This is a genomic window from Streptomyces niphimycinicus (assembly GCF_018883605.1).
Lineage (GTDB): Bacteria > Actinomycetota > Actinomycetes > Streptomycetales > Streptomycetaceae > Streptomyces > Streptomyces niphimycinicus.
This window is the reverse complement of the sequence record NZ_JAHLEM010000094.1, coordinates 16,340-42,243: the sequence shown is the minus strand read 5'-3', so window position 1 is coordinate 42,243 and position 25,904 is coordinate 16,340. Positions and strand designations below refer to the sequence as shown.

Genomic DNA, 25,904 nt, shown 5'->3' with positions numbered 1-25,904 from the left:
TGCTCGACCGCGTACTCGTCCAGCTCCGACAGCAGGCCGTCCACATCGTCGCGATCGACGGTCAGGTCCTCGGCGAAGTGCCGGTCGCCAGTGGCGTCGGGCACATACTTCACACAGACAACGATCCTCAAGCTCACGCCGGCTCTCCTTACTGTTCGTGGATGTCCGCGCTGCCCCACCGGAGCACCTGAACGAGAGTATGGCACTCAGTACCCTCAGTAAAGGTACTCAGTGTCGCTCTCGCCACGCGCTGATGCTACGTTCCCTTCATGGCGGACGTACGCGACGAGGGCAGGGCGACCCCAGCGGTGAGCGGGCCCGGGCCGTCCGGCAGAGCACCCATGCGCGAGGTGCTCATCGAGGCCGCGTTCCAACTCTTCGTGGAGCATGGCTTCGAGCGGACCACGGTGGACGACATCGTGGCGCGGGCCGGAGTGGGGCGACGGTCGTTCTTCCGCTACTTCCCGTCCAAGGAAGACGTCGTCTTCCCCGACCATGAGCGCTGCCTGACCGAGATGAGCGCCTTCCTCGCGACGAGCACCGACGGCGAACCGCTCGATGTGATCTGTGACGCGGCCCGCCTCGTCATGCGGATGTATGCCGCGAACCCGGAGTTCTCCGTGCGGCGTTATCGGCTCACCCGCGAGGTGCCCAGCCTGCGCGGCTACGAGCTGTCCGTCGTACACCGCTACGAGCGCACCCTGGCCCACTACCTGCGGCAACGCTATGCGGGGGACCCGAACGGAGCCCTGCGGGCCGAAGTGGAGGCCGCGGCCATCGTCGCCGCGCACAACAGCGGACTGCGGACCTGGCTGCGCGGCGGGGGGCACGGCGATGGCCCGAAGGCGGTGGATCAATCGCTGGCCTTCGTCCGGCAGACGTGGGGCAGTGCCGACGAATCCGCGGAGAGCGGCGCCGCCGCCGCGCCGGGGAGCGAGGAGGACGATGTGGTGGTCATCGTCGCGCCACGGAAGGCTCCCCTGTGGCGCGTGGTGCAGAAGATCGAGAAGACGCTGGGGGACGACTAGCCACCGGCGTGGCACTCAGCACCTTGGGCGGGTACTCAGTGCCATACCGTGGCCAGATGCCGGGTTCATGAGGGCGGCGCCGACCCGTTCGTTGCCGCCCGCGAGTACCGATGCACACCGTCGGCGAATGCCACCGTCGCCCGGCCCCGCAGCACCAGGACATCCAAATGGGCGGCCGTCTCATTGATCGCGAGCATCTGGTTGAAGGCGCTCAACTCCGCGAACGGCACGGCACGGCGCGTCCAGGCGAGCCGGCGCGCCACCGCGTGGGCGTCGAGTGTGTTCTCGCCCAGCGCCGCCAGGCTTCTGGCCAGCCGCTCGTCGTGATGGTCGAGCAGTTCGGCGACCCGGGTGTGGGTGCTGTCGGCCACCGGCCCGTGTGCGGGCAGCAGGCGGGCGTCGGCGTAGCGGGTCATCAGCCGTAGCGAGTCCAGGTAGTCGGCGAGCGGACGGCCGCCGGGCTCGGCCAGCTCGAAGCCGATGGACGGGGTGATATGCGGCAGGACGTGATCCCCGGAGAACACCAGCCCCCGCTCTTCGTCCAGGAAGACCACATGGCCCTTGGTGTGTCCGGGGGTGGGGACGACACGCAGTTCGCGCTCGCCGAAGCGCAGGGTCTCCGCGCCGAGCCAGCGGTCGGGTGCCTCCCACACACTCGGGTCGTAGCCGCCGTGGTCCATCGCCTCGATCTGGTCGGCGAGGTCCCCTGCTCCCGCCGCGCGCAGGGTCCGCAGTGAGCCCACCGGCTGGTCGCTGCGCAACCGGTCGAGCATCTCCAGGCCGGGGAGTTCCCCGGCGCCGAGGTAGACGCGCGAGCCCAGCAGCCGGCGCAGTTCCACCGCCTGGGTGTAGTGGTCGCGGTGGATATGGGTGACCAGGATGTGGCTGATGTCGCCGGGGTCGCGGTCGATGGCGGCCAGGGCGTCCTCGAGCACCTTGCGCGCCTCGGGGATCGCCCAGCCCCCGTCGATCATGACGATGCCGTCGTCGGCCAGATCCTCCAGGAGGTAGACGTTGACGGCGCGCAGCCCGTCGCCGGGAAGTGGCAGCGGCACGCGGTGCACCCCGGGCTGTACGGTCTGGATTCCGGCCGCCGCCCAGGGAGCCTGGTCGAACCGTGCCGTCATGATCCTCCCTCGCGGGTGTGCAGCCTGATGGCCAGCTCCCGGGCTCCGCCCCGGTCGAGCTTGCCGACCTTTGTCTGGGGCAGTTCCTCGACGTCGTAGACGTACTCGGGCCATTTGGTCTTGGACAGACCGACGCTCTCCAGATGGCCGGTCACCTCGTCCAGTTCGACGCCGCCGCCGTCCTCGGCGACGACGAGCAGCGCCACGCGTTCGCCGAGGACATCGTCGGGGACCGGCGCGACACAGGCTCTGGCCACGCGTGGATGGCTGGCGACCGCGCGCTCGATCTCGGTGATGTCGATGTTGCGGCCGCCGCGGATGATGATGTCCTTCTCGCGGCCCATGACGGTGAGGGTGCCGTCCTCGTGGACCATCAGCAGGTCGCCGGTGGGCAGATAGCCGTCCTCCGTCAGCGCCGGCGGATCGGTTCTGCCCTCGCGGGCGTATCCGAGGAAGAGGGAGGGGCCGCGGACCTGCGCCCGGCCGGTCACTCCGGGCCCGGCCGCCTGACCGTCGGCGGTGAGCGCGCGTACGTCCGTCCCCGGGAAGGGGCGGCCGTCTCTGCCGAGCCGGATCTCCTCGGGGTCGTCGGGGCTCGGCGTGGTGTGGCCCAGGCATTCGGACATGCCGAAGACGCGGAGGATCTTGGTGCCCAGGGACTGTTCGGCCCTGGCCAGGGCTCCGCGGTCCATGGGCCCGCCGCCGACGGTGATCGACCGGACGCCCCGCAGAATGCCGGAGCCGGCCGCTTCGGTGCCCATCTGAAGCGCCATGGTCGGTACGCACATGGTCCAGCGGACACCGGCCTCGGCCATCCGCCGCAGTGCGACCGCCCGGTCCCACTTCCCGGTCAGGACGAGGGGCCCGCGCAGCACAAGGGAGAGATAGACCCCGAAGCAGTAGGCCGCCGTGGACGACAGCGGCACGATCGCGGCGATGGCGTCGCCCGGTGCCAGGCCGTTGACGTCGATGGTGCTCGTGGCGGCGTAGCGCAGGGCCCGCTCGGACTGGACGACGCCTTTGGGGCGCCCGGTCGATCCGGAGGTGAGGCCGATGAGGGCGCCGCCGGACCACCGCGACACCTCGCGTTTTCCGGGTGCGGACCGGCAGGCCCAGCCGTCGAGCACGGTCCGTGCCGGGTCGGGCAGCCGGGTGGGCACGGCCCACTCGTCCATCGCCGAGGGCTCGGCGACGACGGCGTCCGGGCGGATGTCCTCCCATGCGGCGGTGAACTCGGCGGGTGTGGTGTGCCGATTGACCACCGCGAGGACCCCGCCGCGCAGTCCCACGGCGAGGGTGGCGGCGACGGTGCGCCATGAGTTGTCCGCCTGGACCAGGACGGTGCCGACCGAGCCGTCGGGCTCGCCCGGGGACAGCGCTCCGGCCAGCCGTTGGGCCTCGTCGAGCAGTTGCCGGGCCGGATGGCTGCCGGTGTCGTCGATCACGGCGATGAAGTCGGCCTCTTCCGCCTTCTGCTGGAACTCCCGCACTACCTGTCGCATCCTGCCCCTCGTCGCGCTGTGCCGAACTCCGTTTGCCGAACTCTGGTGCTTGCCCTGCCGCCGGACCGCGCCGGGCGGCCCGGAATCCTCAGGATTCTCAGGCGGCGAACATCTCCGCCTCGTGTCCCATGACCGCGATCCGGCGGCCCTTCATGTCGCCGACCTGGGCGACGGCCGCGGCCCACTCGGGGCTCGCGAGGGCCTTCTTCAGGTCCTCCGGGGAGTCGAAGCCGAGCACGGAGATCCCGTCCCAGCCCTCGGAACGCGGCTCCAGAGCGGTGTCGATATCGGTGTGGCGCCAGGCGCGCAGCCCGGGCAGGCGGTAGGTCAGCTCCGCGTGGTCGCCGCGCCACCAGGTGATGAACTGCTCATGCGTCCACTCCGGGGGCCGGGCTGCCAGCAGGACCAGGTTGTACATGACGGTGCTCCGCACGGGGTCGAGGGGATGGGGTGGTGAGCGGATCCGATACCGCTCAGGTGAAGCGGATCTCGGATGAGCGCCCGATCAGCAGGCGCCGCAGCCGGCCTTCGCCGTTCACCTGCCCGGCGGCGACGAAGCCGGCCTCGGGGACGCCCGCGCGTCGTACCTCGCCCAGGAACAGCTCGTCCTGGCCGAGCGTGGTGGCCGACAGCATGTGGTGGGTGCGGGTGCCCTTCTCACGCTGTTCGAGATAGCCGACGAGGGCGGCGCGGTCCCCGGCGAAGTCGGTGGCGTTGCCGTCGCCGGTGGAGAACAGGATGGACAGCGAGAAGTCGTCGCTGATCAGGTCGAGGATCCGGGACGGCTCGTCACCGTCCAGTATCTCGAACCACGCGGTGAGGAAGGGGGCCGCGGCCGGGGTGTCCGTCATGCCCGGCTCCCGTCGTCCGCCCAGTCGACCAGTTCGAAGGAGGTGGTGAAGAAGGACTGGTAGCGCGACAGGAGGCCGCCGTGCGAGATCACCGCGGCGGAGAGGAAGGAGCCGGTGTACCGCCCGCCCTCCGTCACCACCCCGTACACGGTCTCGACGTCGCCGTCCCGGCTGTGGCGCAGGATCTCATGCGACCGGTCCTTGGGATTCCGGCCGGCGATGTAGGCGGCGAAGTCCTCCTTGGACTTGCCGGTGACCTCACTGCCCGGCAGGGCGATGAGGAAGCGGAAGTCGGGTTCGAGCAGGTCCAGCGTCCGTTCCGGATGGTCGCTGTCCATACTGGCCATATACGTGCGCAACGTCATGACTGCGCCCTTTCGATGGGGTGGCCGAGCGCTCCCGGCGATCCGCGGCCGCTGCGACGGCCCCAGATCAACCTGAGTTCAGTTCAATTCAGGTTGGATGCTAATCCCGGGGAAACACGGCTGACAAGAGTCCGTACGAAACGCGAAACGGCCCCCGGCGGATATCCGCCGGGGGCCGGAAGCGACAGGGCCGCTCAGGGGGTCAGGTGGCGACCATGCGTACGCAGGCGCCCTCGATCAGCTCGCTGACCTCCGACAGCGGCGTCGGCCCCGAGGGCCGGTACCACCGCCAGACGCTGACGATCAGGCCCAGCACACCCGAGCCCAGCAGTTGTGCGTCCCGGAGCGGGAAGGCGCCCATGGACATGCCCCGGACCAGCAGGTTCGTCCAGTTCCGCTCGACGAGCTGGACCAGCTTGCGGGCCTCGACGCGCTCGGCCTCCTCCCGCTTGGACTTGCGCGTGCCGGAGAGCAGATCCATGTGGTTGTGCAGGATCCGCATCTGGAGGACCTCTTGGTCCGAGACGTCGTAGGCCGCGCGCACGGCTGCCCGGAGCGCCTCGGTCGGGTCCTCGACGCCCTCGGTCGCCTCCGTGAACTTGTCATGCGACCGCTGGAGCTCCAGCCGCATGATGGTCAGCAGGCAGTGCGTCTTGGACTCGAAGTAGTGGTACAGCGCGGTCTGCCCGATGCCGACCCGCTCCGCCACGGTGGACCACTTGGTGGCCTCGAATCCCGTCTCGCCGAAGCAGTCGACGGCGGCCGCCAGGATGGCGGCGCGCTTGGACCTCGGCCCCGCTTCCGGTTCAACGATTCTCGTCGCCATGCCTCGTCTCCTGGCTGCCGCCCACCGTGTCCGTACCCGAGAGTAGCCCCAAGTTGAACTCAGTTGCCAATCGACGTGAACAGCGCCGGGTCAAAGGCGCTCCAGCACGGTCGCGTTCGCCATCCCGCCGCCCTCGCACATCGTCTGAAGACCGTAGCGCCCACCGGTCCTGCGCAGTTGGTGGACGAGCGTGGTCATGAGGCGGGCGCCGGTGGCGCCGAGGGGATGGCCGAGCGCGATGGCGCCGCCGAAGGCGTTGACCCGCTGCGGGTCGGGGCCGATCTCCTTCTGCCAGGCGAGGACGACGGAGGCGAACGCCTCGTTGATCTCCACCAGATCGATGTCGCCGATCGACAGCCCGGCCCGGTCCAGGACCTTCTCGGTGGCGGGGATCGGACCGGTCAGCATATGGATCGGATCGGAGCCGACGACGGCCATGGTGTGCACGCGCGCGAGCGGGGTCAGGCCGTGGCGGCGCACCGCCTCCTCGGACGCGATCAGCAGGGCGGCGGCTCCGTCGGAGATCTGGCTGGAGACCGCGGCGGTCAGCCGGCCGTCCTCGGTGAGGGTCTTCAGCCCGGCCATCTTCTCCAGGGTGGTGTCGGCGCGCGGGCCCTCGTCGGCGGTGAGCCCGAAGGCCGGGGTGATCTCGTCGTCGAAGGCGCCGTCGGCATGGGCGGCGAGGGCGCGCTGGTGGCTGGTGAGCGCGAATTCCTCCATGTCCGCCCGGGAGACGCCCCACTTCTCGGCGATCAGTTCGGCCCCGTGGAACTGGGAGACCTCCTGGTCCCCGAAGTGCTCGCGCCAGCCGTCACCCGCGTACGGGCTGCCCATACCGGCCTGTTCACCGACGGTCATGGGGCTGGCGATGGGCACCAGGCTCATCACCTCCACCCCGCCGGCCACCACCAGATCGGCGGCCCCGGAGCCGACCGCCTGGGCGGCGAAGTGCACGGCCTGCTGGGAGGATCCGCACTGGCGGTCGATGGTGGTGCCGGGGACGTGCTGCGGCAGCCCGGCCGACAGCCATGCGGTGCGTGCGACGTTGCCGGTCTGCGCGCCGATCTGGCTGACGCACCCGAAGTACACGTCGTCCACGGCGCCCGGGTCGGCTCCGGTGCGCTCCAGCAGGGCGCGCAGTACGTGGGCGCCGAGGTCGGCGGGGTGCACGCCGCTGAGCGTGCCCTTGCGGCGGCCGACGGGGGTGCGGACGGCTCCGACGATGAATGCTTCCGACACGGTGGGGCTCCAGGGGTTTCGGGGAGGTGTCAGGTGCTGGGGGCGGCGCGGGTGAAGTCGGGCGCCCGCTTGCCCAGGAAGGCGGCGACGCCCTCGCGGCCCGTGGCGGAGGCGGCCGCGGCGGCGATCGCACGGGCCTCGCGGTCCAGATGCGTGCCGAGGTCCGCGGTCAGCCCGGTGGCGACGAGACGGCGGGTGGCGCCGAAGGCGGCGGTGGGTCCGCCGCACAGCGCCTCGGCCGTGCGGAGGGCCTCGGCGGCCAGCAGGCCGGGGGCGACGGTCCGGCTCACCAGGCCGATGGCCTCGGCTTCCGCCGCCTTGATGCGGCGGTTGGTCAGCAGCAGGTCCAGGGCCCGCTTCGGGCCGATGAGCCGGGGCAGGAACCAGCTCACTCCGGCGTCCGGTGAATAGCCGATCCCGGTATAGGCGGTGGTGAACGAGGCGTTGTCGGCGGCGAGGGTCACATCGGCGGACGCGGCCAGGCCGATGCCCGCACCGGCGACGGCTCCCTGCACGGCGGCCACCACGGGCGCGTCGCCCGCCGCGAACATGCGCAGGGCCTCGTGGAGCGCGCCGGTCACCGTGCTGAGGTGCTTCTCCAGCGGCTCACCGGAGAGCCGGGAGAACTCCCCGAGGTCGCCGCCGACGCAGAAGGACTTCCCCTCGCCGGTCAGCAGCACGGCCCGTACGGGCTCGGCCGCGCAGACCCGCGCCGCGTCCAGCAGTTCGCGTGCCATCTCCAGGTCGATGGCGTTGCCCGCCTCGCCGCGGCGCAGGGTGACGCGGGCCAGGCCGCCGTCGATCTCGATGCCGACCCTCATCGCGCGGTCCAGCCGCCGTCGACGGTCAGCACCTGCCCGGTGCAGTACGAGGAGGCGTCCGAGGCCAGGAACAGCAGCGCGCCGTCGAGTTCCTGGGCGTCGCCGCCGCGCCGCAGCAGGGTGTTGCGCTCGACCCAGCGGCTGGAGCGCTCGTCGCCGAAGAGGTCCGCGGTCATCTCGGTGCGGAACCAGCCCGGGGCGAGCGCGTTGACGCGGGTTCCGCCCGGGCCCCACTGTCCGGCCAGCTCGCGGGTGAGCCCGATCAGTCCGGCCTTGGACGCCACGTAGCTCGCGCCGCCCAGGGGGGCGGCGGTGACCAGGCCGAGGATGGAGGAGACGTTGATGACGCTGCGGGGCGGCGCGCCGTCCCCGGCGGGTTCCTCGGCCACGAGGCGTGCCAGGTGGAAGGGGGCGGTGAGGTTGACGCCGAGGACGTCGGCGAAGGCGTCCGGGGATTCGTCCTCGGCGCGGGTCTCGCCGGACGTGGCCGCGTTGTTGACCAGGATGTCGATGCGGCCGGTGGCGGCCCGCGCGGTCTCGATCAGCCGCGTACGGTCGGCGGCGAGCGAGACATCGCAGGCGACGGGGTGGATTCGGGCGTCGGAGTCGGCGAGTTCCGTCAGCCGGTCGATCCGCCGGGCGGCGGCGTACACGGTGGCGCCTGCCTGTGCGAGAACGGCGGCGAAGCGTGCGCCGAGCCCCGCGGACGCGCCGGTGACCACGGCCGTCCGGCCCTCGAGCGAGAACAGTTCCGCGGCGGGCCGGGGCGCACTCATCCCTCCACCCCGATCGGCAGGGCGGTCGCGCCGCCGTCCAGCACCAGGGTCTGGCCGGTCATCCAGGAGGAGGCGTCGGAGGCCAGGAACAGCGCCGCGTGGGCCACGTCCGCCACGGTGCCCAGGCGCCGCAGCGGCAGCTTGGCGGTGAGGATCGGCTCGCGGACCTCCCATACCGCCCGCGCCAGCTCGGTCTTGATCAGGCCGGGGGCGATGGCGTTGACGCGGGCGTGCGGCCCCAGTTCGTAGGCGAGCTGCCGGGTCATATGGAGCATGGCGGCCTTGGTGGCGTTGTAGTAGCCGATATGCGGGTCGACGACGAGCCCGCCGACGGAGGCGATGTTGACCACCGCTCCCCCGTGTTCGGCCATCCAGGCGCGCCAGGCGCACCGGGTCCAGGCGATCATGCCGTACTGGTTGACGCGGACGGTCTTCTCCGCGCGCGGCAGGTCCAGGTCGAGCAGATCGCCGTGGTACGGGTTGGTGGCCGCGTTGTTGACGAGGATGTCGAGGCGGCCGAAGCGGGCCATGGTCTCCTCGACACACCGCTCGGCCTGCTCGGGTTCACCGGCGTTCGCCACCACCGTGTGCACATCGCCGTCGCCCTTGACGCGCAGCAACTCCTCGCGGGCCGCGGCGAGTCCGGCCGGTTTACGGGCCGCGATCACCACATGTGCGCCGGCCGCCCGGTAGGCGGTGGCGATGCCGAGGCCGATGCCACGGGATCCGCCGGTGATGACGGCCACCTTGCCGTCGAGGCTGTTGGCGCTCACGCCGCTCCTGTCTCCGTGCCGGTCTTCTTCTTGTATTGCGCGAGTTCCTGGCGGGCCACCGTGCGCAGATGGACTTCGTCGGGGCCGTCGGCGATCTGTAGCGCCCGGGTGATGGCGTACAGCCGGGCCAGTACGGTGTCGTCGCTGACGCCCGCCGCGCCGTGTGCCTGCACCGCCCGGTCGACCACCTTGTGGGCGACCTCCAGCGCCGCGACCTTGATGGCGGCGACCTCCATACGGGCGGCGGCGTTGCCCACGGTGTCCATCAGCCAGGCCGATTTGAGGACGAGGAGACGCAACTGCTCGATCTCGATGCGGCTGCGGGCGATCCACTCCCGGACCACTCCCTGGTCGGCGAGCGGTCCGCCGAAGGCGGTGCGTTCGGTGACGCGCTCGCACATCAGCCGCAGGGCGCGCTCGGCGAAGCCCACGGCGCGCATCGCGTAGTGCATCCGGCCGGGACCGAGCCGTCCCTGGGCGAGCGCGAAGCCCTCGCCCTCCCCGCCGAGGATGTTCTCGACCGGCACGCGGACGTTCTCGAAGAGCACATCGCCGTGTCCGAGCCGGTCGGTGTAGCCGAACATCGGCAGGTCGCGCAGGACCGTGACGCCCGGGGTGTCCCGGGGGACGAGCAGCATGGACTGCTGCCGGTAGGTGGGCGCGTCCGGGTCGGTCTTGCCCATCAGGATGATCAGCTTGCAGTCGGGGTCGAGGATCCCGGAGGTGTACCACTTGCGGCCGTTGACGACGTAGCTGTCGCCGTCGCGGGTGATGCGGGTGCGGATGTTGCGGGCGTCGGAGCTCGCGACCTCCGGCTCGGTCATGGCGAAGCAGGAGCGGATCCGAGCGTCGAGCAGCGGGCGCAGCCAGCGTTCCCGCTGCTCGGGGGTGGCGTATAGGGCGAGCAGCTCCATGTTGCCGGTGTCGGGCGCCGAGCAGTTGAACACCTCGGGGCCGATGATGGAGCGGCCCGCCAGCTCCATGAGCGGCGCGTATTCGAGGTTGGTGAGCCCCGCGCCCCAGTCGCCGTCGGCCATGAAGAGGTTCCACAGGCCCTCGGCGCGGGCCTTCTCCTTCAGCTCGGCCATCACCGGCGGCAGGGCGTGCGGGTTCTCCCCTTCGGCCAGTTGCCGGTCGTACGTCGTCTCCGCGGGGAAGACGTGTTCGTCCATGAACGACCGCATGCGGTCCTGGAGTTCACTCGCCCGTGGCGAGTATCCGAAATCCACGATTGCTCCTGTTGGGTGGGGGCGTACCGCTGCGGATCAGCCGAGGATGTCGCGGGCGGTGCGGATCATCGCGGCGATGGTGGGCGGCAGGCGTTCCTGGTCCGGGTCGTGATGCTTGCCCTCGCGGTGCCGGCGCAGGTTATGGCCCATGATCGCGGCCATCTTCATGCGGCCGAGTGCCCGGAACCAGTCCATCGCGGGCAGTGCGGGCCGCCCGTCGAGGTAGGTGTCCAGCAGTTCGGCCTCGCCGGGCAGTCCGGGCACGGCGTGTCCCAGTTGGGGGAAGTTGCGGTGGTCGGCGAAGAGCAGGAACCAGCCCAGGTCGATGCGCGGGTCGCCGACGCTCCAGATCTCCCAGTCGACGACGGCCACCGCGCGCTCGCCCACGCACAGCACATTGCCGAGCCGGAAGTCGCCGTGCAGCAGCACCGGTGGGAGGCCGTGGGGTACGCCGTCGGCGAGACGCGCGAGCAACTCCTCGCCGTCGGGCCGCAGTTCGACGGGAACGGCCCGCAGGGTGCGGCTCCACCGCTCCAGCTCACCGGCGGCGTCCAGCGGTGCGGGCGCGTCGAGCCCGGGCGTGTGCACATCGGTGCCGTGCAGCCGGCGCAGGACGGAGGCGATCTCCAGCATCCGGGCGCGGGCCGTCGCGGGGTCCACCTCATGGTCGTCCAGTACCGGCTCGATGGCCTCCCCGGCCGCGAAATCCATGGCGAACCAGGCCGGTTGGGTCTCGTCGACGGCCACGACGCCCGGCACCGGCACCATGGATCCGGCCAGCGCGCCGAGCACCCGTGACTGGCGCAGGACGTCGTTGCGTCCGACGGGCCGCTGCCCCGGGGGCACCGCCTTGACAACGTAGCGGGCGTCCCCGGCCGCCACCTCGTAGGTCAGCCCGGAGTGGCCGCCCGGCAGCACCGTCAACTCGCCGACCGGCGCGCCCGGGTGGTGGCGGGCGAGCCGGTCGCGGACCCGGGCGGCCAGCTCCGGCACCTGGGTGGCCATGCTCATCGGACGGGCTCCTTGGGCAGGCCGAGTACGCGCTCGGCGAGGATGGTGCGCTGGATCTCGTCGGTGCCGCCCGCGATGCTGTAGCCGGGGGCGCCCAAGAGGTGTTCCGTCCAGGCGTAGGTGCCCCACTCCCCCGTGTCCGCCACGAGGCTCGGCCCCAGCAGCTCGGACACCAGGTCGCTGGTGCGCCGCATGGTCTCGGTGGCGTACAGCTTGCCGACCGATGCCTCGGCGCCCGGTTCGCGCCCGGCGACGAGAGCGGCGGTCACCCGCAGTCCCATGAGCCGCTGGACGAGGGTGCGGAGGTGGAGGTCGGCGGCCCGCTGCTGTTCGCCACCGGTGAGCGGGCGCGACAGGTTTCCGGCCAGGTCCAGCGCCCGGTCGGCGTTGTCCAGGCCGAGGCTGCCGGAGTCGAGCCGTTCGGCGGCCAGCACACTGAGCGTGACCCGCCACCCCTCGCCGACCGGCCCGAGCCGGTCGGTGTCGGGCACCCGCACACCGTCCAGGTAGACCTCGTTGAAGCTGGTGCCACCGGTCATCTGCCGGATGGGCCGTACGGTGACGCCCGGCGCGTCCATGCGCACCAGGAAGACGGTGATCCCGGCGTGCTTGCGGACGTCCGGATCGGTGTGGCACACCGCCACGCCCCAGGTCGCCACGCGGGCCCCGGAGGTCCACACCTTGTGCCCGGTCAGCACCCAGGCGTCGTCTCCCTCGCGCACCGCCCGGGTGCGCACCGCGGCGAGGTCGGAGCCCGCCTCGGTCTCCGAGAACAACTGGCAGGCCAGTTCGTCGGTGCGCAGCATGGGCACGAGCCAGCGGCTCTTCTGTTCCTCGGTGCCCCACAGGCCGATCGCGGGGGCGACGAGCGCTTGGGTGACGGGGAAGATCTCGGGGCGGTGCGGTACGTCGAAGGCCGCCTCCTCACCGCGGTAGAGCTGCTCGTAGTACGCGGGCAGACTTCGTCCGCCGTACTCCTGCGGCCAGTTCAGCGCGGACCAGCCCTGGTCGTAGCGGGTGCGTTCCCACTCCTGGACGCGGGCGGTGTGCTCGCGCTCCTGCTCCTCGGTCCAGTTCTCGAATACGGCGACGGAGTCGGAGCCGCTGCCCCACTCCCCGCCCGTGGCGCGGGGCCGGGCCACTCCGGCGAGCCACGTCCGGGCCTCGGCGCGGAACTCATCGGGTTCCGGGATACCGCTCATCTCTTCCTCCACCTCCGATCGGGGGCCGTTCGGCGGGACGTTCCGCCGGACATTCGGCGGGACATTCGGCGGGACTTTCAACGGGACAGGACCGTGCAGGCGCTCACGCCGGGGGCGCCGTACACATGGGTGAAGCCGATCCTGGGGCGGTCCGGGACCTGGCGCTCACCGGCCCGGCCGCGCAGTTGCTGGACGACCTCGTAGACCTGGCGCAGTCCCGAGGCGCCGATGGGTTCGCCGTTGGCGATGCAGCCGCCGTCGGTGTTGACCGGCAGTGTCCCGCCGATCGCGGTGGCGCCGGAGGCGATCAGCCGCTCCTGCTCGCCGTCCTCGCAGAATCCGCACTCGGCCATGTGCATGACCTCGGCGCCACTCTCGGTGTCCTGAAGCTGGCAGACGTCGACATCGCCGGGGCCGAGCCCCGCCTCCTCGAAGGCGGCGGCCGAGGCGTCACGGCTGACGCTGGTCAGTGTGCCCCCGGGAATCCACGGGCTGAACACCTCGAACGAGCCGAAGCGCCGGGTGCGTACGGCCGCCGAGCGCAGGGTGACCGGTGTGCCGTCCATCGCGCGGGCGGCCTCGGGCGAGCAGAGGACCAGCGCCGCCGCGCCCGCTCCCGGGGAGCAGAACATGAAGCGGGTCAGCGGATCGCTGACCATGCCGGATTCCAGGATCTCCGCGGCGGACACCGGTTCGCGCCGCCATGCCTCGGGGGTCAGGCCACCGTTGCGGTACGCCTTCTCGGCGACCAGCGCCAGGGTCCGCGGGGTGATCCCGTGGTCGAGCATATAGCGCTGGATCTTCATGCCGAAGAACTGGGTGGTCACCATCAGCCCGTCGCTGCCGTACTCCGCGCCCAGGCCCCAGTCCTCGGGCCTGGGGTCGAAGGCGCCGCGCGGGTGTTTGTCGAAGCCGACGGCGAGGACGACGTCCGCCATACCGGAGCGGATCGCGTTCACGGCGGAGATCAGTGCGCTGCCACCGGTGGCGCAGCCGTTCTTCACATTGACGAACGGCAGCCCGGTGAGGCCGAGTTGGGCCACCAGGGTGTCCGCGAGGCCCGCGCTGTCGCTGCCGCCGAACGCGGCCCGCACCCGCGGCCACGCGATCCCGGCGTCCGCCAGCGCGGCGTTCACGGCGGCGACGGCGAGCTGCCGGCCGGCCGCCTCCGACCGGCCGAACGGGGTGCGCCCCGCGCCGCAGATCAGCACATCGGTGCTCAAGAGCCCTCCTCGCTCAGGGGTGTGGGTCTGGCCCGGGGCACCCCGGGACCGGCGGTCACGGAGAGCGGCATGCCGATGCGGACGGCGTCGAGGTCCTCGACATCGAGGACGGCGGCCACCCGCACGCCCTCCGCCAGCTCGACATAGCCGAGCGCGAACGGCTCGAAGCCTCCGGGCGGGGCCTGGTAGGGCGGCGACTTGGGGGCGTACCGCTGCACCGTCCAGGTCCACAGCGTGCCCGTGCCCTGGAGGGCCGCCGGATCGGCCGGCCCTCCGCAGCGCGGGCACGTGTCGTCCGCGGGGTACACCGTCACCGAGCAGCCGGAGCAGCGTGCGCCCTGGAGCCCGCCGGCGGCAGGGCTCCGCGGATCCGTGGTCATCCGGATCAGCGCCCCTGCCACTTGGGTTCGCGCTTCTCCAGGAACGCCGACACGCCCTCGTTCGCGTCCTCGGAGTTGAGCGCCACGCCCACGGCGAGGTGCTCCATCACCATCAGGGACTGGGTGTCGGCGTCCAGGCTGCGGTCGATCGTCATCTTCGTGAGCCACATGGTGAAGGGGCTCTTGTCGGCGAGGTGGCTGATGAACTCCTCGACCGTCGCGTCCAGCTCCTCGGCCGGGGCCGACTTGTTGATCAGGCCGAACTCGGCGGCCTCGATGCCGGAGAGCAGCTTGCCGGTGAGCATCAGCTCCTTGGTCTTACGGATGCCGATCATGCGCGGCACCCGGTAGATCGGACCGGCCCCGCCGAACAGCGCGCGGCGGATGTGGAAGTCGCCGATCTTCGCGTCGTCGGCGGAGATGGCGAAGTCGCAGGAGATCATGATCTCGAAGCCGCCCGCGGTGACATGGCCCTCCAGGACCGCGACCGAGGGGGTCTTCATCGAGTACAGGCGGTCGCACACCTTCGCGGACTTCACCGCGACGTCGATCGCGTTCGACTTGCCGACGTAGTCGGCCTTCAGGCTGTCGAGGTCGAACCCCGAGCAGAACGTGCCGCCACGGCCGCGCACCACCAGGACCCGCAGCTCGGGGTCCTCGTCCACCTCGGTGATGATCTCGTCGAGCCGGTCCAGGATCGGCACGGTGACGCAGTTCTTCTTCCACGGACGGTTGAGCCACACACGGGCGACGTGGCCGTCGCGCTCGAACTGGATCTCTTCTTCCGTTGTCATCCCTCACCCCTCTGAAACTGAACTGAATTCATTACAACTTTGATTCCGGAGCCGCACGGTGTCAAGCCCTTGATCGAGACACACCTATTCGGGTTCAGGCGGCGGGGCGAGGGGCGAGGCCCACGAGCCCGGCGAGCCGGGTCCGGTGCTGGTCCGCCGTGCCGAACAGCACCTCGGCGCCGCGCGCCCGGCGCACATACAGATGAGCCGGGTGCTCCCAGGTGAAGCCGATCCCGCCGTGCAACTGGACGTACTCGGCCGTCGCCATGCGGAAGGTCTCGGAGCAGACCACGGCGGCGGCGCAGGCGGCCACCGGCAACTGCGGCGAGGCGATGGCGGCGCAGGCGGTCGCGTACGCGGACCCCGAGCGCGCCGCCTCCAGCGCCACCAGCACATCGGCCAGCCGGTGCTTGACGGCCTGGAAGGACCCGATGGGGCGGCCGAACTGGTGGCGCTGGGCCACGAAGGCGACCGTGGCGCCCAGCGCGTGCCCGCTGCCGCCGACCTGCTCGGCCGCCAGCGCGGCCCGCCCGGTGTCCAGCGTGGCCGAAACCGCGCCCTCGGCCTGCTCCGCCGTGCCCACGGCGGTGGCCGGGGCACCCCTGAACTCCACCAGCGCCTGGCGCCGCGTCTCGTCCAGGACGCGGCGCGGGGTCCGCAGGCAGGTGCCGGGGGCGGGCTCACAGGCGAAGATCCGAGGTCCGGCGGGTGTTCCGGCGCGTACGAGGACCAGCTCCGCGCCGGCCCCGTCGAGCACGAAGTCCGCCCGGCCGCACAGCACCCAGCCGTTGCTCCCCTGTTCCGCGGTGACGGCGGGCTCGCGGGACCCACCGGAACGGCCATCGGGGCCGAACCCGGCCACGGTGGCGGTGAGCGTGCCGTCGGCGATCCGGGGCAGATAGCGCTCGCATGCCGTACGGTCGCCGCTGAGCAGCAGGGCGTGTGCGGCCAGGACCACCGTGGGGAGCAGCGGCGCGCAGTACAGGGCGCGCCCGGATTCCTCCAGGGCCACGGCCAGCTCGGCGAAGGTGAAGCCCGACCCGCCGTACTCCTCCGGAATGGCCAGGCCGTGGACGCCGATCTCGCCCGCGAGCCGGGCCCAGAGCGCCTCGTCGTATCCGCGCGGGGTGGCCAGATGCTTGCGCACCTCCTCGATACCACTCGCCTCGGCATAGAGGTCCCGCAGGACGGTGCGCAGTTGTCGCTGTTCATCCGTTTCGGACAGCAACTGGGGGTCGATCTCGGGGTGGCGACGGTGCATGGGATCTCCATCGTGCTCGTACGGCGGGCGAGGAGCGCAAGAATTGAACTCAATTCATGACCGTAGGCATGGGACTCCAGGCAGGCAAGACCATCCGGCGCCAGGATCGGGCGGGCGGGATCAGGGCGCGCCCCGGATCAGGGTGCGCCCCGGATCGGGGTGCGCCCGGCTCCGCTCAGGCGGTGAACCGGCCACCATTGGCGAGCAGCACCGCGCCGAGGTTCGCCGCGGCATCGCTCGCGAGGAAGAGGGCGATCTCGGATATCTCCTCGGGCGTCGCGTACGGGCGCACCCGCGGGTCGGCGAAGGTAGACCGCAGCGCCTCGGGGGTGCGGGCCGCCATCCCCGTGTCCGTGGGCCCCGGCGCCACCAGGTTCACCCGGATCCCGGACGCGATGACCTCCTTGGCCACGGCCTGGGCCAGGGCGTGCACACCCGCCTTGGAGGCGGCGTAGTGCGGGTAGCCGACGGGCGCGTCGAAGGCCGACGACGATCCGATCACCACGATCGCTCCGGCCCCGCGGGGCCGCATGACCCGCACCGCGGCGCGCAGCACATGGAAGGTTCCATCCAGGTTCACGCGCACGACCCGCCGCCAGGAGGCGTCGTCGAGGGAATCGGTCAGCTCGACCGGACGGCCTTCGACGGCCGCGTCCGCGATGCGTTGCTTCGCCTCCGGATCGTCGGCCCCCGCCGCGTGCACCAGGATGTCGAGGCGCCCGTACCGGTGCAGTACATCCTGGACGGCACTGTCGACGCCCGCCGCGTCCGTGACGTCGAGCGCGAGTGCCCGGGAGGCGGGCGGTCCCTCGGCCACGGCCGCCGCGCCGTCGCCGTTCACGTCCGCCAGGACGACGGCCCGCGCCCCTTCCGCGGCCAGTTGCCGGGCGACCGCCGCGCCGATGCCCGAGGCGGCCCCCGTCACCATCGCGACCCTGTCGGCGAACCTCCCCGTGCGGACCTCTTCGCTCGCCACACCGATCCCCTTCCGTTGCCTCAGCCATCTATTGAACTGACTTCACCTCTGCTACCGTGGCAGCCGCAGCGCTGACAAGACCCTGGACGGTGAAGATGAGGGCACTGCGGCTGATGGCCTGGGGCGAGGCTCCGGCACCGGCAGAGGTCGAGCGGCCCGTCCCCCACGGCGCCGAGGTGCTGGTGCGGGTCGAAGCCGCCGGGTTGTGCCGCTCCGATCTGCATGTCATCGACGGCGCTCCGGGCGCGCTCCCCTATCTGCTGCCGTTCACCCTCGGCCATGAGGTCGCCGGGCAGGTCACGGCCCTGGGGCCCGCCGCCGACGGGGTGAGCGCAGGTGACCGCGTGGTGCTCTACGGGCCGTGGGGCTGCGGCTCCTGCGCCCGGTGCGCCGCGGGCTCCGACAACTACTGCGACCGGCGGAACACCCTCGGCTGGCACGGGGCCGGACTGGGCCGGGACGGCGGAATGGCCGAGTATCTGCTCGTCCCCTCCGCCCGCCATCTGGTGCCGATCGGCGATCTGCCGGCCGACCAGGCCGCCCCGCTCTCCGACGCGGGCCTGACGTCCTACCACGCCGTGGCCGGACTCCGGCCCGCCCTCGGCGAGGGCACCACCGCCGTCGTCATCGGTGTCGGCGGGCTCGGCCACCTCGCCGTCCAGGCCCTCCGCGCGACCACCGCGAGCCGTGTGCTGGCGGTGGATGTCCGGGAGGACGCCCTGGCTCTCGCGGACCGCTCCGGCGCGGACTTCGGCACCCTGATGCGGCCGGACACCGCCCGCGTCCTGAGGACACGCAGCGGTGGCGTGGGAGCGGACGCCGTCTTCGACTTCGTCGGCGCCCCACAGACGCTGGAACTCGCGACCGGTGTCCTGCGCCCCGGCGGCGAACTCGCCGTCGTGGGAAGCGGCGGCGGCAGCCTGACGGTGTCCAAACCGGGTGTCCTCCCACCCGGTTTCCGGCTCTCACTGCCCTTCTGGGGAACGCGCCAGGAACTGGCCGCGGTCGTCGCGCTGGCACGTTCGGGGGCGCTTCAGGTCGAGACGGAGCGCTTGCCGCTGTCGGCCGCCGCGGAGGCGATCGACCGGCTTCGCCGGGGCCGGGCGCGGGGCCGGACCGTGCTCGTACCGGACTGATCACATTCGCGGTGGACCGATGGCTCCGGCTCATGGACGCGGGGCCCACGGACGCGCGGGCTTGTGGACACTCGGACTCACGGGCGCGCACGCTCACGGATGTCGGCAACTCACGTACGCGGAAGGGAAGTTCAGCATGCGCTTCGACGGAAAAGTGGCGATCGTCACCGGCGGTGCCCGGGGCATGGGCGCCACACATGTACGGGGCCTGGTCGCGGAGGGCGCCCGGGTCGCCGTCTGTGACGTCCTGGACGACGAAGGGGAGGCCCTGGCCGGGGAACTCCCCGACACCCGGTACTGCCACCTCGACGTCACCGACGAAGCGCAGTGGCGTTCGGTCGTGCGCACGGTCGAGGACACCCTCGGCCCGGTGGATGTCCTGGTCAACAACGCGGGGATCATGCACTACGGCGGTGTGGAGCAGCAGTCGCCCGAGCAGTTCCGCCGGATCATCGACGTCAATCTGGTGGGCGCGTTCCTCGGCATGCACACCGTCCTCCCCCGCATGCGCGACCGTGGCCAGGGGGCCGTCGTCAATGTCTCCTCGGCCGCCGGTATGACGGGTTTCGCCGGTGGCATCGGCTATGTGGCGAGCAAGTGGGGGGTGCGCGGGATGACCAAGGCCGCCGCACTGGACATGGCGGGCAGCGGGGTGCGGGTGAACTCCGTCCACCCGGGTGTCATCCGTACGTCCATGGGTGAGACCGCCTCACCCACGCTCTTCGCCCATCAGCCGGTGCGGCGCATCGGCGAGCCCGAGGAGGTCACCCGCATGGTGCTCTTCCTCGCGAGCGACGACGCCTCGTACACCACGGGCGGAGAGTTCCTCATCGACGGCGGCCAGACCATCGGCCACGGCGGCCACTCCGCCGCGGATTAGCGCGGCGCGCGGATTGGCGTGGCGCGCGGATTGGCGTGGCGCCGAGATGCCCGCGGCCGTGCGTGGCGGCCTGCCGCCGCCACGGCCGAGCGCCCGCTACACATCCTTGCGGACGGTCAGCAGGGAACCGATGCCGATCAGGCAGACCAGCATGACGAAGAACGCCGGGGAGAGCAGGTTCCCGGTCCGGTCGACCAGGAAGGCCGCGATGTACGGAGCCGTACCGCCCGCGAGAACGGTGCCGACGTTGTACCCGATCGCCATACCGGTGTAGCGGACCCGGCGTTCGAACAGATGCGGCCACAGACTCGCCGCCGGGACCTGTACGAACGCGCTGCTCAGCATCAGCAGCAGATATGCCAGACCAGCCAGCGCCAGGCTGTCCTGGCCCATGAGCACCATCGCGGGGTAGGCGGTCACCAGGAAGCCCAGCAGCCCGCCCATCAGGACGCGGCGGCAGCCGAACTGGGCGGCGAGCCGGCCGGCCGGCACCATGAGCAGCACGGTGACGAGCACGACACCCGCGCTCAGCCAGTACACCAGCGTGGTGTCGTATCCCAGGTTGGTGGTCAGGTAGATGCCGATGTACGTCAGCCCGAGGAAGATGGCGCCACCCTGTGCCATGGCCAGGCCGACGGACTGGAGCAGCGCCGTACGGTGGGTGGCCAGGACCTCTCGGATCGGAGCCGCGGGGATGTCGGCGCGCTGTGCGGCCTCCTTGAATTCCGGGGTGTCCTCGATCCGCAGCCGGGCCCACAGGCAGAGGATGGTGAGCGGCACGGCCATCAGGAAGGGCAGCCGCCAGCCCCAGTCGCCCATCTGTTCCTTGGTGGTGAGAGCGGAGATCGCTCCGGCCGTCGTGGCCGCGAACATGAACCCGAGATTGGACCCGATGGGCGTGACGGCGCCGAGGAAGGCCCTGCGCTGGGGTGGCGCGGACTCGTAGATGTAGGTGTAGGCGCCGACCGACTCGCCGCCCGAGGAGATGCCCTGCGCCAGCCGGGTGATGAACAGGAGCACCGCGGCGAACACGCCGATCTGGCTGTAGGTGGGCAGCAGTCCGGTGAGGCTGCTGGCCACCCCCATGCACAGCACCGAGGAGACCAGCGCCTTGCGACGTCCCCAGCGGTCGCCGATCCATCCGAAGAAGACACCGCCGATCGGCCGCACCACGAGGCCCGTCGCGAACACCGCGAGCGCCGCCAACGTCGAGGCCGCTGGATCGTCGCCCGGGAAGAACTGTGGAGCGATCGCCACGGCGAGATAGCCGTAGACGCTGAAATCGAAGTACTCGATCAGGGTGCCGATGCTCCCGGCGAGCATGGCGCGGCGCACCGTACGGGGGTCGTACGACACCGACTCCTCCGGCGCCGCGGGCTCCTCCCCCGGCGGCGCTGGCTGCTGTGTGGTGCTCATGATCCGGCTCCCTTCCCCGCGGCACGGTCCGTACCCTGCCGACGCCCGGGACGCTACAGAACTGAACTCAGTACAGCTAGCCATCGAATACGAGTTTTCTCCAGGGGCGCGACAGAGACCCTGGACGCGATCAGACACCCAGACCGGAAGGGCTCCGCGCATACGGCACATGACCTGCGGTTCAGCCTGGGGCGGAGCGCCGCGCGAGAGGGTCACCGCAACGGCACACGCCCGACCGGTTGAGGATCTGAATTGGATTCGGTTTACTCGTAAGGAGCGGGGTGCGCCGGATGCGGTCCCCCGCGCTTCAGACCGGCTTCGCGTCGTGGGTACGCGGTCGCGCGCCCGCAACGCGAAGTGTCGCCGTACAAGTAGGCAGTAGCCAAGCTCGGGAGTGCAACGTGCCCATCGGGTTCGAGATCGATGAACGGGTCGCCGGGATCGCACGGCGCACCACCGAGTTCGTACGGGAGGTGGTGATACCCGAGGAGGAGGCGTGTGACGGCAACGTCCATGCCGGGCCGGAGCCACTGCGCCGCCGCCTTCAGGACGCGGCCCGCGAGGCGGGCGTGTTCGCCCCGCACGTCGGCGCCGAATGGGGCGGACTCGGACTGGACCTGTGCGGACAGGCGGTGGTGTTCGAGGCGGCCGGGTACTCGCTGCTGGGACCCCTCGCGCTCAACTGCGCGGCTCCCGACGAGGGCAATACGCATCTGCTCGAGGTGGTGGCCACGGAGGAGCAGAAGGAGCGGTATCTGCGCCCGCTGGCGGCCGGTGAGGCACGCTCGTGCTTCGCGATGACCGAACCGGCGCCGGGCGCCGGCTCCGACCCGCGTGCGCTCACGACGACCGCGACGAAGGTCGACGGCGGCTGGCGGCTCGACGGCCGCAAGTGGTTCATCAGCGGCGCCGACGGGGCGGCCTTCGCCATCTGCATGGCCCGCACCAGCGGCGGCCCCGGCGACCCGGGCGGCGCCACGATGTTCCTCGTCGCCGCCGACAACCCCGGCATGAAGCTCGTCCGGAATATCGACACCCTGGACCAGGGCCTCTTCGGCGGACACAGCGAAATCGCCTTCGAAGGCTGCGAGGTCGCGGACGATGCCGTACTGGGCGAGGTGGACCAGGGCTTCGCGTATGCCCAGGTACGCCTCGGGCCCGCGCGCATGACCCACTGCATGCGCTGGCTCGGCGTGGCCCGGCGGGCGCAGGACATCGCCCTGGAGCGCGCCGCGGACCGTTCCGCCTTCGGCAAGCCGCTGGCCGAACTGGGCATGGTGCAGCAGATGCTGGCCGACTCCGAGATCGACATCGAGACCGGCCGGGCGGTGCTGTGGCGGGCCTGCTGGGAGCTGGACCAGGGCCGCCCGGCCGCCCAGCACACCTCGATCGCCAAGACCTACGTGTCCGAGGCGGTCAACCGGGTGGTCGACCGGGCCGTCCAGATATGCGGTGCGCTCGGCATCTCGGGGGACGCCCCGCTGTCGCGGCTGTATCGCGAGGTACGTCCGTTCCGTATCTACGACGGCCCATCCGAGACCCATCGCTGGGCCATCGCCAAGCGCGCGGTGCGGGCGGCGCGGGAGCGGCGGGGCGCCCGGTGACCGGCTCCGGGACGACGGTGGCCGGAGTGGACGTGGCCGCGTTGCAGCGCTACTTCGAACGCCATGTACCCGAGTGCGCGGGCCCGCTCACGGTCACGCTGCTTCAGGGCGGGCGCTCCAATCTCACCTACGCGGTGACCGACGGCGTACACCGGTGGGTGGTGCGACGGCCGCCACTGGGGGTGCTGACACCGACCGCACACGACATGGACCGCGAATACCGCGTCGTCGCGGCGCTCGGCGACACCGCGGTGCCGGTCGCCCGGGCCGTACTGTCGTGCACGGACCCGGAGGTGATCGGGGCACCGTTCTGCGTCGTCGACTTCGTGGCGGGCACGGTGCTGCGCGACGGCGACGAGGCCGCAGCGCTCCCGCCCGACGACGCGCGGCGGGCCGCTGACGCGCTGGTGGACGCCCTGGTCACCCTGCACTCGGTGGACGCCGCCGGCGTCGGGCTCGGCGACTTCGGCCGGCCCGACGGCTATCTGGAGCGCCAGGTGCGGCGATGGCGCGGGCAGTGGGACAAGGTCGCCACGCGGAGCCTGCCCGACCTCGACGAACTGCACGGCAGGCTGGCCCGATCGCTGCCCGCGAGCGGCGCCCCGGCCATCGTGCACGGCGACTACCGCCTGGACAACGTCATCCTGGCACCCGGCGAGTTCGGCCGGATCGCCGCCGTCCTCGACTGGGAAATGGCCACGCTCGGCGATCCGCTCGCCGACCTCGGGATGCTGCTCATGTACTGGGACCGGACCTGCGAACCGGTCCTCGCGGCGCGCCACGTCCCGACGGCCAATCCCGGCTTTCCCTCGGGCCGCGAGGTGGCCGCGCGATACGCCGAGAAGTCCGGACGCGACATCGATGGCCTGCCCTTCTACCAGGCGCTTGGCTGTTTCAAGCTCGCCGTCATCGCGGAGGGCATCCACGCCCGCTATTCGGCGGGACAGACGGTCGGAACGGGATTCGAGCGGGTCGGCTCCGCGGTGCCCGCGCTGCTGCGCTCGGGGCTGGAGCTGCTGCCGTGACCGTTGACACCGGAGATGCCGCGACCGACACCGAAGATGCCATGCGAAACGCCACGCAAGACGGAGAAGAGCCCGTGCGAGACCGACTGTCCGGACAGATCGCCCTGGTCACCGGCGCGACCGGCGGCATAGGCACCGCCATCTCGCGGCGGCTTGCCGCCGAGGGCGCCAGGGTGGTGGTGACCGATGTGGACGCCGACCGCTGCGAGCAGTTGGCAGCGGAGCTGACGAGGGATCTGGCGGCCGATGGAGCGCGGGCGCTGGGCCTCGCGCTGGACGTGAGCGACGAGGAGGCGTGGCGCGGCACGGTCGAGCGCGTGGTCTCCGAACTGGGCGGCCTGTCCGTGCTCGTCAACAACGCGGGTATCGCCCAGATGCGCACCGTGGAGACGGAGACCCAGGAGTCCTGGGACAAGGTCATCGCGGTGACCCAGGGCGGTGTCTGGCTCGGCATGAAGCACGGCGGACCCGCGATCGAACGTTCCGGTGGCGGCTCGATCGTCAACATCGCGTCGATCTTCGGCACGGTGGGCGGCTTCGGCAGCCAGTTCTCGTACCACGCGGCGAAGGGTGCGGTGCGGCTGATGACGAAGAACGCCGCCCTGCACTGGGCCACGCGCGGTGTCCGCGTCAATTCGGTCCATCCCGGTTTCATCGAGACCCCTCTCTCGCGCGAACTGTGGCGGGGCACTCCCCGTCACACCGCGATGGTCGAGGGCACCCCCATGGGGCGGCTCGGCACGCCGGATGAGGTCTCGGGGGCCGTGGCGTTCCTCGCCTCCCAGGACGCGAGTTTCGTGACCGGCTCCGAGCTGTACGTGGACGGCGGCTGGACGGCACGCTGACGCCCCACCGCCCCGTCGCGGGGACGGCGCCCCACCACCCGGTCGCGGCGGACGAGCCGGGTGGTGGGGCGGCGAGCGGTCAGTCCGTCGCCCGTGACGCTCTCGTCCGTGCCGCCGTCGGCGTCGTGGTGGCGGTGGTGGTGGCGGTGGCGGTATCCGCGGCGGTCAGGCCGAACACCAGGGCCGAGGCGATGCCGCCGGCGTAGGCGCGATGCCACAGGCCGCCGGTGTCCGACCCGGCCGCGAGGAGTCCGTGGAGCGGTTCGCCGTCCCCGCGCAGGACACGGGCCCGGTCGTCGATGCGCACACCGTGAAAGGGGAACGTGATGGCCGGTACGGTCTCGATCACGTAGTACGGCGGTTCGTCCAGCGGGAGGCGGTCGAGCTGTCGGCCGGGCACCGGCTCCAGCCCCGCCGCGGCGTCTTCGTTGAACAGCTTGACCGCGTCGCGTACGGCCTCACCCCGATACCCCCATTCCTCCGGGAGGTAGGCCAGTTCCTCGAGGTCTTCGGCGAGTCCCACACGGCCGCCCCGCTTGCCGGCCAGAGCGAACTTGTCCACGGCGACCGCGCCTTCGACGTACGACCCGACGACCCAGTCACGGAAGCCCCGGGCGTCAGCGATGAGCAGACCCCGGCTCTCGGGCTGTTCCAGCAACGCCATGGCCGTGAGGTGGTCGCCCAGCGTCTCGTCCACGAACCGGTCGTTGAGCACGTTGAGCAGGAGGGCGTGCTCGCTGTAGTAGAGCGACAGGTCGACGAAGTCGGCCGGGTCGGCGAACGAGACGCCGCTGGGGATGAGATGGCCGTAGAAGCCCGCGTCATCGTGGCCGGTGGCGGCACCGACCTGGGTGGCCAGACGGTAACCGCCGCCGCGGCTGGAGGAGTTGGAGCGGAGCTGCATGTCTCCCGCACGGGGGTGCACATGGGCGGTACGGAGTTCCGGATCGCCCTGAAACCCGCCGGTCGCGATGAGCGTGGACCCGGCACGCGCGCGCATGCGCGCGCCATCGGCCAGTCTCAGCTCCGCCCCCGCCACGACCCCGTCCTCGACCACCAGCCGTTCGGCACACGTCTCCAACAGCACCGTGCCACCGCCTTCGCGACGATCCGACGGCAGGTGTCGACATACTGATGGGTGTCGAACTGGTGCCCGCGGCCGAAACTGAGGACGCGCTGCGCATTCTTGATGTCCACGCCCAGCGAACGAATCCATGCGACGCCTTCGGGAAACCGATCCACGAGCGCGCGCCTCAGCCCAGTGTCTCCCGATGGATTGTGCTGGTCCATGACGTCATGGCTCGGCGCGGTCCATGCGTAACCCGCGAAGCGCGCGGAACCGCCGACGTCCGTACCGATCTCCACGACCATGACGGACAGACCGTTGCGAACGGCGCGGGCACCGGCGGTCAACCCCGCCATACCCGCACCGATGACCAGCAGGTCCACATTCTCCACGCGCATGTGACTCCCCTCCGGCGATGAGCTCGACGGCTCGCCAAGGGCGACGACATGCCCTTGACGACCCTCCCAGCAAAACCGAATCCAATTCAAAGCACAAGCATCGGACCGGTACACATCGGCATCGCCGAAGTGAATCGCTTTCAGGATGCG

At 71.2% G+C, this 25,904-nt stretch carries 25 protein-coding genes and 2 pseudogenes; 6 read left to right on the top strand and 21 right to left on the bottom strand.

The window, feature by feature from the left end:
- Nucleotides 1–137: pseudogene (locus KN815_RS11285) on the bottom strand (electron transfer flavoprotein subunit beta); the annotation flags it as partial.
- 132 nt (nucleotides 138–269) lie between these two features.
- Between KN815_RS11285 and KN815_RS11280 the strand changes: the two are divergent.
- Nucleotides 270–1,028, top strand: a complete 759-nt coding sequence (locus KN815_RS11280; protein ID WP_216341641.1) for a TetR family transcriptional regulator — start codon at nucleotides 270–272, stop codon at nucleotides 1,026–1,028.
- 65 nt (nucleotides 1,029–1,093) lie between these two features.
- On the opposite strand, the gene KN815_RS11275 is transcribed toward KN815_RS11280, so the two are convergent.
- From KN815_RS11275 to KN815_RS11190, 18 genes are all read right to left on the bottom strand, one after another.
- Nucleotides 1,094–2,155 (bottom strand): MBL fold metallo-hydrolase, encoded by a 1,062-nt coding sequence (locus KN815_RS11275; RefSeq protein ID WP_216341640.1) that lies wholly within the window; start codon nucleotides 2,153–2,155, stop codon nucleotides 1,094–1,096.
- Complete coding sequence (locus KN815_RS11270; protein WP_216341639.1) at nucleotides 2,152–3,657, bottom strand: class I adenylate-forming enzyme family protein; 1,506 nt, start codon at nucleotides 3,655–3,657, stop codon at nucleotides 2,152–2,154. The genes KN815_RS11275 and KN815_RS11270 overlap by 4 nt, the downstream gene beginning before the upstream one ends.
- A 97-nt stretch (nucleotides 3,658–3,754) precedes the next feature.
- Nucleotides 3,755–4,075, bottom strand: a complete 321-nt coding sequence (locus tag KN815_RS11265; RefSeq protein ID WP_216341645.1) for an EthD domain-containing protein — start codon at nucleotides 4,073–4,075, stop codon at nucleotides 3,755–3,757.
- A 55-nt stretch (nucleotides 4,076–4,130) separates the two neighbouring features.
- The gene (locus KN815_RS11260) at nucleotides 4,131–4,508 is read right to left on the bottom strand and encodes a hypothetical protein (RefSeq protein ID WP_216341638.1); all 378 of its coding nucleotides are present in this window, start codon (nucleotides 4,506–4,508) and stop codon (nucleotides 4,131–4,133) included.
- On the bottom strand, nucleotides 4,505–4,873 hold the full coding sequence (locus KN815_RS11255; protein WP_216341637.1) for a nuclear transport factor 2 family protein: 369 nt from the start codon (nucleotides 4,871–4,873) through the stop codon (nucleotides 4,505–4,507). Before KN815_RS11255 ends, KN815_RS11260 begins: the two co-directional genes overlap by 4 nt.
- A gap of 202 nt (nucleotides 4,874–5,075) precedes the next feature.
- Nucleotides 5,076–5,699 carry a TetR/AcrR family transcriptional regulator gene (locus KN815_RS11250; RefSeq protein ID WP_211122485.1) on the bottom strand — a complete coding sequence of 208 codons (624 nt, stop codon included), beginning with the start codon at nucleotides 5,697–5,699 and terminating at the stop codon, nucleotides 5,076–5,078.
- 90 nt (nucleotides 5,700–5,789) lie between these two features.
- The gene (locus KN815_RS11245; protein WP_216341636.1) at nucleotides 5,790–6,938 is read right to left on the bottom strand and encodes an acetyl-CoA C-acetyltransferase; all 1,149 of its coding nucleotides are present in this window, start codon (nucleotides 6,936–6,938) and stop codon (nucleotides 5,790–5,792) included.
- A 29-nt stretch (nucleotides 6,939–6,967) separates the two neighbouring features.
- Complete coding sequence (locus KN815_RS11240; RefSeq protein WP_216341635.1) at nucleotides 6,968–7,759, bottom strand: enoyl-CoA hydratase/isomerase family protein; 792 nt, start codon at nucleotides 7,757–7,759, stop codon at nucleotides 6,968–6,970.
- Nucleotides 7,756–8,535 (bottom strand): SDR family NAD(P)-dependent oxidoreductase, encoded by a 780-nt coding sequence (locus KN815_RS11235; protein ID WP_216341634.1) that lies wholly within the window; start codon nucleotides 8,533–8,535, stop codon nucleotides 7,756–7,758. Before KN815_RS11235 ends, KN815_RS11240 begins: the two co-directional genes overlap by 4 nt.
- On the bottom strand, nucleotides 8,532–9,308 hold the full coding sequence (locus KN815_RS11230; RefSeq protein WP_216341633.1) for an SDR family oxidoreductase: 777 nt from the start codon (nucleotides 9,306–9,308) through the stop codon (nucleotides 8,532–8,534). Before KN815_RS11230 ends, KN815_RS11235 begins: the two co-directional genes overlap by 4 nt.
- Nucleotides 9,305–10,537: an acyl-CoA dehydrogenase family protein gene (locus KN815_RS11225; protein ID WP_216341632.1), complete on the bottom strand. Its 1,233-nt coding sequence runs from the start codon at nucleotides 10,535–10,537 to the stop codon at nucleotides 9,305–9,307. Before KN815_RS11225 ends, KN815_RS11230 begins: the two co-directional genes overlap by 4 nt.
- 36 nt (nucleotides 10,538–10,573) lie before the next feature.
- Nucleotides 10,574–11,548 (bottom strand): phosphotransferase family protein, encoded by a 975-nt coding sequence (locus KN815_RS11220; RefSeq protein WP_216341631.1) that lies wholly within the window; start codon nucleotides 11,546–11,548, stop codon nucleotides 10,574–10,576.
- A complete protein-coding gene (locus KN815_RS11215) occupies nucleotides 11,545–12,750 on the bottom strand; it encodes an acyl-CoA dehydrogenase family protein (RefSeq protein ID WP_216341630.1) in 1,206 nt (401 codons plus the stop codon). Before KN815_RS11215 ends, KN815_RS11220 begins: the two co-directional genes overlap by 4 nt.
- Before the next feature lie 77 nt (nucleotides 12,751–12,827).
- Nucleotides 12,828–13,973, bottom strand: a complete 1,146-nt coding sequence (locus KN815_RS11210) for a thiolase family protein (protein WP_216341629.1) — start codon at nucleotides 13,971–13,973, stop codon at nucleotides 12,828–12,830.
- Complete coding sequence (locus KN815_RS11205) at nucleotides 13,970–14,353, bottom strand: Zn-ribbon domain-containing OB-fold protein (RefSeq protein WP_216341628.1); 384 nt, start codon at nucleotides 14,351–14,353, stop codon at nucleotides 13,970–13,972. Before KN815_RS11205 ends, KN815_RS11210 begins: the two co-directional genes overlap by 4 nt.
- Nucleotides 14,354–14,358: 5 nt before the next feature.
- Nucleotides 14,359–15,147: an enoyl-CoA hydratase/isomerase family protein gene (locus tag KN815_RS11200; protein WP_216341627.1), complete on the bottom strand. Its 789-nt coding sequence runs from the start codon at nucleotides 15,145–15,147 to the stop codon at nucleotides 14,359–14,361.
- Nucleotides 15,148–15,241: 94 nt separating this feature from the next.
- Entirely contained in the window at nucleotides 15,242–16,408 is a 1,167-nt protein-coding gene (locus KN815_RS11195; protein WP_216341626.1) for an acyl-CoA dehydrogenase family protein, read from the bottom strand.
- 175 nt (nucleotides 16,409–16,583) lie between these two features.
- A complete protein-coding gene (locus tag KN815_RS11190) occupies nucleotides 16,584–17,384 on the bottom strand; it encodes an SDR family NAD(P)-dependent oxidoreductase (RefSeq protein ID WP_253208897.1) in 801 nt (266 codons plus the stop codon).
- 95 nt (nucleotides 17,385–17,479) lie between these two features.
- Here KN815_RS11190 and KN815_RS11185 point away from each other — a divergent pair, with 95 nt between their 5' ends.
- Nucleotides 17,480–18,520: an NAD(P)-dependent alcohol dehydrogenase gene (locus KN815_RS11185; protein ID WP_216341643.1), complete on the top strand. Its 1,041-nt coding sequence runs from the start codon at nucleotides 17,480–17,482 to the stop codon at nucleotides 18,518–18,520.
- A gap of 136 nt (nucleotides 18,521–18,656) precedes the next feature.
- Complete coding sequence (locus KN815_RS11180; protein WP_216341625.1) at nucleotides 18,657–19,400, top strand: SDR family oxidoreductase; 744 nt, start codon at nucleotides 18,657–18,659, stop codon at nucleotides 19,398–19,400.
- Nucleotides 19,401–19,496: 96 nt separating this feature from the next.
- Here the strand turns inward: KN815_RS11180 and KN815_RS11175 are convergent, their stop codons facing one another.
- On the bottom strand, nucleotides 19,497–20,816 hold the full coding sequence (locus tag KN815_RS11175) for an MFS transporter (RefSeq protein WP_216341624.1): 1,320 nt from the start codon (nucleotides 20,814–20,816) through the stop codon (nucleotides 19,497–19,499).
- A gap of 401 nt (nucleotides 20,817–21,217) precedes the next feature.
- Here KN815_RS11175 and KN815_RS11170 point away from each other — a divergent pair, with 401 nt between their 5' ends.
- The 3 genes from KN815_RS11170 (at nucleotide 21,218) to KN815_RS11160 (ending at nucleotide 24,290) form a co-directional block, all read left to right on the top strand.
- Entirely contained in the window at nucleotides 21,218–22,420 is a 1,203-nt protein-coding gene (locus KN815_RS11170) for an acyl-CoA dehydrogenase family protein (protein ID WP_216341623.1), read from the top strand.
- Nucleotides 22,417–23,445 carry a phosphotransferase family protein gene (locus KN815_RS11165; RefSeq protein WP_216341622.1) on the top strand — a complete coding sequence of 343 codons (1,029 nt, stop codon included), beginning with the start codon at nucleotides 22,417–22,419 and terminating at the stop codon, nucleotides 23,443–23,445. The genes KN815_RS11170 and KN815_RS11165 overlap by 4 nt, the downstream gene beginning before the upstream one ends.
- A gap of 74 nt (nucleotides 23,446–23,519) precedes the next feature.
- Nucleotides 23,520–24,290 carry an SDR family NAD(P)-dependent oxidoreductase gene (locus KN815_RS11160; protein WP_216341621.1) on the top strand — a complete coding sequence of 257 codons (771 nt, stop codon included), beginning with the start codon at nucleotides 23,520–23,522 and terminating at the stop codon, nucleotides 24,288–24,290.
- Between the two features lie 79 nt (nucleotides 24,291–24,369).
- On the opposite strand, the pseudogene KN815_RS11155 reads toward KN815_RS11160, so the two are convergent.
- Nucleotides 24,370–25,712 (bottom strand): annotated as a pseudogene (locus KN815_RS11155) (FAD-binding protein).
- Between the last annotated feature and the right edge of the window lie 192 nt (nucleotides 25,713–25,904).

What these genes read in the sequence shown, in the direction of transcription:
- KN815_RS11180 (WP_216341625.1), top strand. Translation starts at nt 18,657, where the DNA reads ATGCGCTTCGACGGAAAAGTGGCGATCGTCACCGGCGGTGCCCGGGGC.
- KN815_RS11185 (WP_216341643.1), top strand. Translation starts at nt 17,480, where the DNA reads ATGAGGGCACTGCGGCTGATGGCCTGGGGCGAGGCTCCGGCACCGGCA.
- KN815_RS11205 (WP_216341628.1), bottom strand. Translation starts at nt 14,353, where the DNA reads ATGACCACGGATCCGCGGAGCCCTGCCGCCGGCGGGCTCCAGGGCGCA.
- KN815_RS11235 (WP_216341634.1), bottom strand. Translation starts at nt 8,535, where the DNA reads ATGAGTGCGCCCCGGCCCGCCGCGGAACTGTTCTCGCTCGAGGGCCGG.
- KN815_RS11220 (WP_216341631.1), bottom strand. Translation starts at nt 11,548, where the DNA reads ATGAGCATGGCCACCCAGGTGCCGGAGCTGGCCGCCCGGGTCCGCGAC.
- KN815_RS11255 (WP_216341637.1), bottom strand. Translation starts at nt 4,873, where the DNA reads ATGACGTTGCGCACGTATATGGCCAGTATGGACAGCGACCATCCGGAA.
- KN815_RS11250 (WP_211122485.1), bottom strand. Translation starts at nt 5,699, where the DNA reads ATGGCGACGAGAATCGTTGAACCGGAAGCGGGGCCGAGGTCCAAGCGC.
- KN815_RS11200 (WP_216341627.1), bottom strand. Translation starts at nt 15,147, where the DNA reads ATGACAACGGAAGAAGAGATCCAGTTCGAGCGCGACGGCCACGTCGCC.
- KN815_RS11280 (WP_216341641.1), top strand. Translation starts at nt 270, where the DNA reads ATGGCGGACGTACGCGACGAGGGCAGGGCGACCCCAGCGGTGAGCGGG.
- KN815_RS11240 (WP_216341635.1), bottom strand. Translation starts at nt 7,759, where the DNA reads ATGAGGGTCGGCATCGAGATCGACGGCGGCCTGGCCCGCGTCACCCTG.
- KN815_RS11265 (WP_216341645.1), bottom strand. Translation starts at nt 4,075, where the DNA reads ATGTACAACCTGGTCCTGCTGGCAGCCCGGCCCCCGGAGTGGACGCAT.
- KN815_RS11195 (WP_216341626.1), bottom strand. Translation starts at nt 16,408, where the DNA reads ATGCACCGTCGCCACCCCGAGATCGACCCCCAGTTGCTGTCCGAAACG.
- KN815_RS11275 (WP_216341640.1), bottom strand. Translation starts at nt 2,155, where the DNA reads ATGACGGCACGGTTCGACCAGGCTCCCTGGGCGGCGGCCGGAATCCAG.
- KN815_RS11270 (WP_216341639.1), bottom strand. Translation starts at nt 3,657, where the DNA reads ATGCGACAGGTAGTGCGGGAGTTCCAGCAGAAGGCGGAAGAGGCCGAC.
- KN815_RS11260 (WP_216341638.1), bottom strand. Translation starts at nt 4,508, where the DNA reads ATGACGGACACCCCGGCCGCGGCCCCCTTCCTCACCGCGTGGTTCGAG.
- KN815_RS11175 (WP_216341624.1), bottom strand. Translation starts at nt 20,816, where the DNA reads ATGAGCACCACACAGCAGCCAGCGCCGCCGGGGGAGGAGCCCGCGGCG.
- KN815_RS11215 (WP_216341630.1), bottom strand. Translation starts at nt 12,750, where the DNA reads ATGAGCGGTATCCCGGAACCCGATGAGTTCCGCGCCGAGGCCCGGACG.